This is a genomic window from Kineococcus indalonis (genome assembly GCF_009906395.1).
Lineage (GTDB): Bacteria > Actinomycetota > Actinomycetes > Actinomycetales > Kineococcaceae > Kineococcus > Kineococcus indalonis.
In genome coordinates, this window is the sequence record NZ_JAAALM010000141.1 from 1 (window position 1) to 8,311 (window position 8,311).

At 75.9% G+C, this 8,311-nt stretch carries 8 protein-coding genes; 3 read left to right on the top strand and 5 right to left on the bottom strand.

The window, feature by feature from the left end; all coding sequences use genetic code 11:
* Nucleotides 1–996, top strand: a 996-nt coding sequence (locus GTR00_RS09135; protein WP_166611316.1) for a LacI family DNA-binding transcriptional regulator, incomplete at its 5' end; no start/stop codon positions are given.
* Nucleotides 997–1,006: 10 nt separating this feature from the next.
* Here the strand turns inward: GTR00_RS09135 and GTR00_RS09140 are convergent.
* Nucleotides 1,007–2,491, bottom strand: a complete 1,485-nt coding sequence (locus GTR00_RS09140) for a hypothetical protein (protein WP_166611317.1) — start codon at nucleotides 2,489–2,491, stop codon at nucleotides 1,007–1,009.
* Between the two features lie 67 nt (nucleotides 2,492–2,558).
* On the bottom strand, nucleotides 2,559–3,032 hold the full coding sequence (locus GTR00_RS09145; RefSeq protein WP_166611318.1) for an ATP-binding protein: 474 nt from the start codon (nucleotides 3,030–3,032) through the stop codon (nucleotides 2,559–2,561).
* Nucleotides 3,033–3,177: 145 nt separating this feature from the next.
* On the opposite strand from GTR00_RS09145, the gene glgX reads away from it, so the two are divergent.
* A complete protein-coding gene (gene glgX, locus GTR00_RS09150) occupies nucleotides 3,178–5,250 on the top strand; it encodes a glycogen debranching protein GlgX (protein ID WP_323132349.1) in 2,073 nt (690 codons plus the stop codon).
* A gap of 58 nt (nucleotides 5,251–5,308) precedes the next feature.
* Here the strand turns inward: glgX and GTR00_RS09155 are convergent, their stop codons facing one another.
* From GTR00_RS09155 to GTR00_RS09165, 3 genes are all read right to left on the bottom strand, one after another.
* Nucleotides 5,309–5,524 (bottom strand): hypothetical protein, encoded by a 216-nt coding sequence (locus GTR00_RS09155; protein ID WP_166611320.1) that lies wholly within the window; start codon nucleotides 5,522–5,524, stop codon nucleotides 5,309–5,311.
* Between the two features lie 85 nt (nucleotides 5,525–5,609).
* On the bottom strand, nucleotides 5,610–6,941 hold the full coding sequence (gene fucP / locus GTR00_RS09160; protein WP_205705414.1) for an L-fucose:H+ symporter permease: 1,332 nt from the start codon (nucleotides 6,939–6,941) through the stop codon (nucleotides 5,610–5,612).
* Between the two features lie 185 nt (nucleotides 6,942–7,126).
* On the bottom strand, nucleotides 7,127–7,297 hold the full coding sequence (locus GTR00_RS09165) for a hypothetical protein (RefSeq protein WP_166611321.1): 171 nt from the start codon (nucleotides 7,295–7,297) through the stop codon (nucleotides 7,127–7,129).
* A gap of 77 nt (nucleotides 7,298–7,374) precedes the next feature.
* Here GTR00_RS09165 and GTR00_RS09170 point away from each other — a divergent pair.
* A partial coding sequence (locus GTR00_RS09170) for a LysR substrate-binding domain-containing protein (protein WP_166611322.1) occupies nucleotides 7,375–8,311 on the top strand: 937 nt, incomplete at its 3' end.

The following is an 8,311-nucleotide window of genomic DNA, read 5'->3' on the forward strand; positions in this document are numbered from 1 at the left end:
CGCAAGCGGCCCACCATCCGCGACGTCGCCCGCGAGGCGGGGGTGTCCTACGCCACCGTCTCGCGGGTGCTCAACGGGCACGAGTGGGTCAGCCCCGAGTCCGCCCGCGCCGTGCAGGAGGCCATCGCCCGCACCGGCTACACCGCCAACCCCCACGCCCGCTCCCTGGTCACCGGCCGCTCCGGCTCCATCGCGTTCCTGCTCACCGAGCCGCAGCACCTGCTGTTCGAGGACCCGGTCTTCTCCGTGCTGCTGCGCGGGGTGGCCCAGGCGCTGTCCGAGCGCAGCCTGACCCCGGTGCTGCTCATCGCCGGCACCGACGACGAGCGCCAACGCGTCCTGGCGTACCTGCAGGGACGCCACGTCGACGGGGTGCTGCTGGTCTCCTCCCACGCCGGCGACCCGCTGCCCGGGCAGCTGGCCGCCACCGACGTGCCCGTCGTGGCGTGCGGGCGCGTGCTGGGCCTGGAGGGGCGCATCAGCTCCGTGGCCGCCGACGACCGCGCCGGGGCGCGCTCCGCGGTGGAGCACCTGCTGTCCTCCGGGCGCCGGCGCGTGGCCACCATCACCGGGCCCCTGGACACCCCCGGCGGCGTGGACCGCCTGGAGGGCTACCGCGACGTGCTGCGCGGCACCGGCGCCGAGCTGGTGCGCCACGGGGACTGGAGCCGCGACAGCGGCGAGGCGGCGATGCGCTCGCTGCTGGCCGCCGACCCGCAGCTGGACGCGGTGTTCGTCGCCTCCGACCTGATGGCCTCCGGGGCGCTGGCCGCGCTGCGCGCGCAGGGCCGCTCCGTGCCCGGCGACGTCGCCGTCGTCGGCTTCGACGACACCGGGCTGGCCGCGACCCTGGACCCGCCGCTGACCAGCGTGCACCAGCCGCTGGACCGCATCAGCCGCGAGATGGTGCGCCTGGTCGCCGACGGCATCGAGGGCGGCGAGCCGCTGGCCACGACGGTGCCCACCTCGCTGGTGGTGCGCGCCTCCGCCCCCTGAGCGCCGGTGCTCAGGGGGCCGGCGCGGGCACCACGTGGACGGTGCCGCCACCGGGCAGCAGGTCCAGCGGCCAGGAGACCGCCGGCGCCGGCTCGGTGGTCGGCAGCACCTCCAGGCGCCCCGCCAGCGGCACCGGCCCGCCCGAGACGTCGCGGTGGCGGTAGTTCAGCTCCAGCAGCGGGCCCAGCAGCGGGCCGGCCTCGCGCAGGGCCCGGCGCACCCCGTCGTCGACGAGCGCGGGGTCGGCGAAGCCGTCGACCACGCAGTCGCACACGTAGGCCAGGTGCCCGATCTCGCCGAAGGTCAGCAGCCGCTCGCCGCGCAGCACGGTGCGCAGGCCCCGCCCCATCTCGTCGTAGGCGGCCGAGCTGGCCCAGTTCGTCTGCACCGGCGCCACCCGCCACGGCAGCGCGCGGGTGGCGTCGACGACCAGCGCCGGCACGAGCAGCGCCGCGACGGCGACGAGCGCCACCGCCGCCGGCAGCCGCCCGGGCCGCACCGCGCGGGAGCGCCCGCCCCCGGCGCGCGCGCACAGCGAGGCCAGCGCCGCCACCGCGCCCAGCAGGCTGCAGGCCACGGCCGGCGCGTAGTACCAGTGGTACGGGGGCACCACGAGGACCGCCAGGGTCACCACGTGCACCACGCCGGCCAGCGTCAGCGCCAGCCACGGCAGCAGCTCGCGGGCGCGCACGGCGGCCACCACCAGCGCCGGCACGGCCAGCGCCAGCGGCGCGAACGCGACGACGGCGTCGGCGCCGTACAGCTCGGCGAACCACCGCCAGCCGTTGACGACCGACCACGGGCCCCAGCTGCGCTGCTGGCTCTTGATGACGAACGTGTCGGGCACGGCGGTGCCCAGCGCGAACCAGCTCCACGTCGTCCAGGTGCCCGCGGTGAGCGCGGCGACCGGCACCACCACGTGCAGGCGGCGCAGCACCGCCGGGCTGCACAGCACCAGGGCGAGGATCGCCGGGGCGGCGTCCATGCGGGTCAGGAACGCCGCCCCGGCCAGCACCCCGAGCACCACCGGGCGGGCGGCGGCCCCGGCCAGGGCCGCCGCGGCGAACAGCGCCACCAGCAGCAGGCTCTCCATGCCGACCACGCTGAGCAGCAGCGGGTTGACGAGCACCGCGCCCACCGCCGCGGGCGCCGTCCAGCGCGGCAGCCCGGTGCGGCGCGCCAGCGCCTCCAGGACCGCCGTCGTCGCCGCGGCCACGGCGACGTGCGCCACCGCCAGGCCCCACAGCGCGTCGCGCGTGAGCGCGGTGGCCGCCGCCAGCAGCAGCACCCACAGCGGGGAGGTGGCCGTCGCGGAGGGCACGTCGCTCAGCAGGCCCCACGTGCCGTGCAGGGCGATGTTGCGGGCGTAGGACAGCGTGATGTAGGAGTCGTCGATGAGAGCACGGTGAGCGACCCAGAAACCACCCGCAGCACCCGCCGCGGTGAGGAGCGGGCCCCGCACCCGCCGCGACCGCTGGACCGCCACCTTCAGCACCGCCGCACCGTACCGCCGCCCCGGCCGCGCGCAGGACCGTTCCGCCGGACCGCCCGGGGCCCGGGCCTCAGCGCTCCGGCGCCGCCGCGGTCACCACGAACCACACCGTCTTGCCGGCGGGGCGCTGCTCGACCCCCCAGTCGCTGGAGAGCAGGTCCACCAGGGCCACGCCGCGCCCGCCGGTGGCCTCCGGCCCCACCGAGCGCCGCACCGGCGGGGAGGGGTCGGCGTCCAGCACGGCCACGCGCACCCCCTCGGCGGTGCCCTCCACCTCCAGCCGCACGGGGGGCCGCCCGTGCAGCACCGCGTTGGCCGTCAGCTCGGCCGTCAGCAGCTCCACGACCGTCAGCGCGGCCGGCGGCACGCCCGCCCGCGCGCAGCGCTGCACCACCCAGTGCCGCGCCTGCGGCACCGAGGACAGGTGGTGCTCCAGCTCCAGGTGCCAGCGGCCGACCCGCCCGGCGCCGGCGCGCTCCCCGGCACCGCGCGGCGCACCCGGCCGCGCGGCCTCGTCCGTGGCCTCGTTCGTGGCGTCGTCCATGGTCCCGCGCGTCGTCTCCCCGCTCCCGTCGCGGCCCGCCCTGCTCCTCCGGAGCGGCCGCACCGGACCAGCTTCCCACCCGCCCGGCGCCGGCCGCCGACCGCCCCGACTCGCGCGGCACCGCGTGCTCGGCCAGTGTCGCCCCGTGAGCGAGCAGAACGCCGGACCGAGCACCCCCTACCCGCTGGGCGCGTCCCTGCGCCCCGGGGCCCTGAACGTGGCCGTCTACTCCGAGACGGCCGAGGCCGTCGAGGTGGCGGTCTTCGACGACGACGGCAGCGAGCGCAGGGTGCGCCTGGACGAGCGCACCGGGCACGTCTTCCACGGCCTGGTGCCCGGCGCGGGCGTCGGCACCCGCTACGGGCTGCGCGTGCACGGGGAGTGGGAGCCGGCCGAGGGGCTGCGCTACAACGCCGCCAAGCTGCTCCTGGACCCGTACGCGCGCGCCGTGGAGGGGCGGTGGGGCGCCGGGGAGGAGACCTTCGGGCACCTGTTCGAGGACCCCGAGCAGCGCAACGACGCCGACTCCGCGCCCTCGGTGCCCCGCGCCGTCGTCGTCGACCCCTCCTTCGACTGGGGCGACGACGCCGCCCCGCGCACCCCGGCCGCCGACACCGTCGTGTACGAGGTGCACGTCAAGGGCTTCACGAAGCTGCACCCCGACGTGCCCGAGGAGCTGCGCGGCACCTACGCCGGCCTGGCCCACCCCGCGGCCGTGCAGCACCTGCTGGACCTGGGCGTCACGGCCGTGGAGCTGCTGCCGGTGCACCAGTTCGTGCAGGACTCCCACCTGGCCGAGAAGGGCCTGCGCAACTACTGGGGCTACAACTCCATCGGCTTCTTCGCCCCGCACAACGAGTACAGCGCCTCCGGCGACGACGGCTCGCAGGTGGCCGAGTTCAAGCAGATGGTCAAGGCCCTGCACGCCGCCGGCCTGGAGGTGATCCTCGACGTGGTCTACAACCACACCGCCGAGGGCAACCACATGGGCCCGACGCTGTCGCTGAAGGGGATCGACAACTCCTCCTACTACCGCGTGGTGGAGGAGGAGCCGCAGCACTACTACGACACCACCGGCACCGGCAACAGCCTGAACGTCTCCCACCCGGCGGCGCTGCAGCTGATCATGGACTCGCTGCGGTACTGGGTCACCGAGATGCACGTGGACGGGTTCCGCTTCGACCTGGCCACCACCCTGACCCGCCAGTGGGGCGAGGCGCGGGTGCACAGCGCCTTCCTCGACATCGTCCACCAGGACCCGGTGCTGTCGCCGGTGAAGCTCATCGCCGAGCCGTGGGACACCGCCGGTTACCAGGTCGGCGGCTTCCCCGCGCGCTGGTCGGAGTGGAACGGGAAGTTCCGCGACGACGTGCGCGACTTCTGGCGCGGGCAGGGCGACCTCGGCGCGTTCGCGCAGCGCCTCACCGGCAGCCCCGACGTGTACGAGGCCGACCGGCGCTCGCCGCTGTCCAGCGTCAACTTCGTCACCGCCCACGACGGCTTCACCCTCGCCGACCTCACCGCCTACGACGAGAAGCACAACGAGGCCAACGGCGAGGGCAACGCCGACGGCGAGAGCGACAACCGCTCCTGGAACTGCGGCGCGGAGGGGCCCACCGACGACGAGGAGGTGAACGCGCTGCGCGGCAGGCAGCGCCGCAACCTGCTGACCACCGTGCTGCTGTCGGCGGGCATCCCGATGCTGCTGGGCGGCGACGAGATCGGCCGCACCCAGGGCGGCAACAACAACGCCTACTGCCAGGACGACGAGATCTCCTGGTTCGACTGGGGCTCGGCCGACCAGGACCTGCTGGCCTTCACCCGCGACCTGGTGCGGCTGCGCCGCGAGACGCCCGCCCTGCGCGCCACCTGGTACCGCGGCGACCGCGCCGACGGCGCCGGCGGTTCGGAGCGCGGCCCGGTGGAGGGCGTCGGGGACACCGTGCGGATGCTGCGCGCCGACGGCGTGCCGATGCAGGGCCCGGACTGGGAGGACGGCATCGCCAAGGCGTTCGCCGTGCAGTTCGCCGCGACCGGCTCGCCCACGGTGCTGCTGTTCGTCAACGCCGCCGACAACGCGGTGGAGTTCACGGTGCCCCCGGCGCCGGGCGGGCCGTGGACGCTGGTGCTCTCCAGCGACCCCGAGCAGCAGGTGGGCGCCGAGATCGCCACCCTGCTGGTGCGCGACCGCTCCACCACGGTGCTGCGCTCGGTGTGAGCCGGTGCTCCCGGCGCCGCCCGCGGGCGGCGCCGGGAGCACCGGCTCGACCCCCGGCTCAGCTCCCCGGCAGCTCCCGCAGCCACTGCTCCACCTCGGCCAGGGTCAGGACGGGCCCGTTCGCGCCGAAGGCGATGCGGGCGTCCTCCTTGCCCGGGCGGCCGCTGGTCAGCAGGTAGCCCGGGTGCCGCGCCGTCGGTGCCTCGAGCACCCAGCCCTTGGCCTTCGCGGTGCGGCGCAGCGCCTCGAAGCGCGCCTGCTCGTCGTCCGGCACGGCGGCAGCCCCCTCCCCGGGTGGTCGGCGTCGCCCGCCACCGTACCCGGGCGGCCCCGCGCGCCGCCCGGTGCGCGGGTCCCGCTCACCGGGTGGCGGCCCGCTGGGGCCGGTGGGCGCGCAGGTCGAAGAGCGCGTACGCGGCGACGACGGCGAAGCAGACCCCGGGCACCAGGTAGGCGGTGGTGGCGCTGGTGGCGTCGATCGCCGCGCCGTGCACCAGGGGCAGCAGCGCACCGCCGAGGATCGCCATCACCAGGCCGGCGGCGCCGAACTTGGTGTCCTCCCCGAGCCCCTGCAGGGCGATGCCGTAGATCGTGGGGAACAGCAGCGACAGGCTCAGCGACAGCCCGACGACGGCGAGGAGGCCGGCGAGGCCGGGCGCCAGGACGGCCACCGCGCACAGCGCCACGGCCAGCACGCACATGAGGAGCATGAGGAAGGCGCCGCGCACGCGCCCCATGAGCCAGACCATGAGGAAGCGCGAGACGAGGAAGACGATCAGGCTGGCCTGCAGCCAGCGGCCCTGCTCGGTCGGCGTCGCCCCCACCGCCTCCGCGGCGTACTGCAGGGTGAACGTCCACACGCAGGTCTGGGCACCCACGTTGAAGAACTGGGCCACCACCCCGAAGCGGTAGTGGCGGTTGGCGACCAGCCGCCGCACCGTCGCGGCCAGGTGCGTCTCGTGGCCCTCCTCGACCTCCCCGCCGGGGTGGTCGGGCATCCGGGTGAACGCGATGCCCAGCCAGATGAGCGCCAGGACGACGCCGACGCCCAGGTAGGGCGCCATGACGGCGTCGAGCTCGTCGGACTGGATCGCGCGCAGCGCCTGCGGGTCCAGGGCCGCGCGCTCCTCGGCCGTGGCGGTGTTCAGCCGCGGCAGGATGAGCGTGGCCGCCAGCAGCACGCCGATGTTGGTGCCCACCGGGTTGAACGCCTGCGCCAGGTTCAGGCGGCGGGTGGCGCTGGCCTCGGGCCCCATCGACATGACGAACGGGTTGGCGGAGGTCTCCAGGATCGACAGCCCGCCGGCAAGGGTGAACAGGGCGAGCAGGAACATCCCGTACGTCATGACCTGCGCCGCCGGGTAGAACAGCGCCGCACCGCCGGTGGCGAGCCCCAGGCCCAGCAGCACCCCGGTCTTGTAGGAGAAGCGCCGGTTGATGAAGGCCGCCGGCAGCGCCAGCAGGAAGTAGGCGCCGTAGTAGCTGAACTGCACCAGTGCCGACTGCAGGTTGCTCATGCTGAAGATCGTCCGGAACACGCTGACCAGCGGGTCGGTCATGTTCGCGGCCGTGCCCCACGCGGCGAAGCACGTGATCAGCAGCAGGAACGGCAGCCGCGCGCCGCGGTGCAGGAAGGGCGGCCCGGTGCTGGTGGAGAGGTCACCACCGGTGGGCGTGGAGGGTGCGCTCACGACTTTCTCCCCTTGTCCTCGTCGACCTGAGGAGGAGTTCACCGAGGGGGACGCCCTGGCGCGGGTACCGGCGCGGTGACGCCTCGGGCTCGTCGCCCGGCGTCCTGTGTAGCACCCCGCCGCGGGGAGTTCCAGGGCTGCTCGCGGCGGCCCGGCGCAGCGGCCGCCGGGGCGGCCGGTGCCGGTCAGTCGATCGGGCGGCGCGGGGTGGGCAGGACGATCGCGGAGGCGCCGCGGGTGGCCGGGTAGGCGGCGACGGCGGTGCTCTCGGAGGGCAGCGGGCGCGCCGCGCGGCGCAGGGCGGAGAGCAGGCCGGCGCGGCCGGTGCGGGCGGTGGTGCTCTGGGGTGCGGGCATGCACCCAGTGTCCGCGGACGTCACCCATGCGTCCAATGAAGGTCGCACATGAGACCCATGCGCTAGCGTCATGCGGCATGGACACCGATGCCCTGCGCTGGTTCCAGCAGGTCGCCGACGGCGTGAGCGTCACCGAGGTGAGCGCCGTCGAGCGCACCAGCCAGTCCGGGGTCTCCCGCGCCCTGGCCCGCCTCGAGGCGCAGGTCGGCACCCCGTTGCTGCGCCGCGCCGGGCGCAGCCTGCGGATGACCCACGCCGGCGTCGCCTTCAAGCGCCACGTCGACGCGATGATGCACGAGCTGGACGACGGCCTGGCCGCCGTCGAGCAGCTCCTCGACCCCGACACCGGCACCGTGACGCTGTCCTTCCAGGCGTCCCTGGGGGCCTGGCTCGTGCCCGACCTGGTCGCCGGCTTCGGCGCCGCGCACCCGCGCGTCCGCTTCGACCTGCGCCCGGCCCGCGACGAGCTGAGCACCGCCGTGCGCGAGCGCGGCGGCGTGGACCTGGAGCTGACCGCGCTGCGCCCCTCGGACCCGGCGCTGCACTGGCAGCGGCTGCTGCGCCAGCCCCTGCGGCTGGCCGTGCCCGCCGGGCACCCCCTGGCCGGGCGGCCCCGCGCCGCCCTCGCCGACGCCGCCGACCTGCCCTTCGTCGCCCTGCCCCCCACCTCGCTGCTGCGCCGCGGGTTCGACGAGCTCTGCGCGGGCGCCGGCGTCCGGCCGCTGGTGGCCTTCGAGTGCGGCGACCTGCCCACGCTGCTGGGGTTCGTCGCCGCCGGTCTGGGCGTCGCCGTGGTGCCGGCCGCCCCGGGCGCGGCCCGGCAGGGCGGCGCCGGCCCGTCGCGCTCGGTGGAGCTGACCGACGCCGGCGCCTCGCGCGAGGTGGGCCTGGTGTGGTCGCGCGAGCACCGACTGCTCCCGGCGGCCGAGCGCTTCCGCCGGCACGTCCTGGAGCGCGCCGCGGCCGGCGCGCTGCCCGTGCCCGGTCCCGACGGCCCGGTGCCCGGTCCCGACG

What these genes read in the sequence shown, in the direction of transcription:
- GTR00_RS09145 (WP_166611318.1), bottom strand. Translation starts at nt 3,032, where the DNA reads ATGGACGACGCCACGAACGAGGCCACGGACGAGGCCGCGCGGCCGGGT.
- GTR00_RS09165 (WP_166611321.1), bottom strand. Translation starts at nt 7,297, where the DNA reads ATGCCCGCACCCCAGAGCACCACCGCCCGCACCGGCCGCGCCGGCCTG.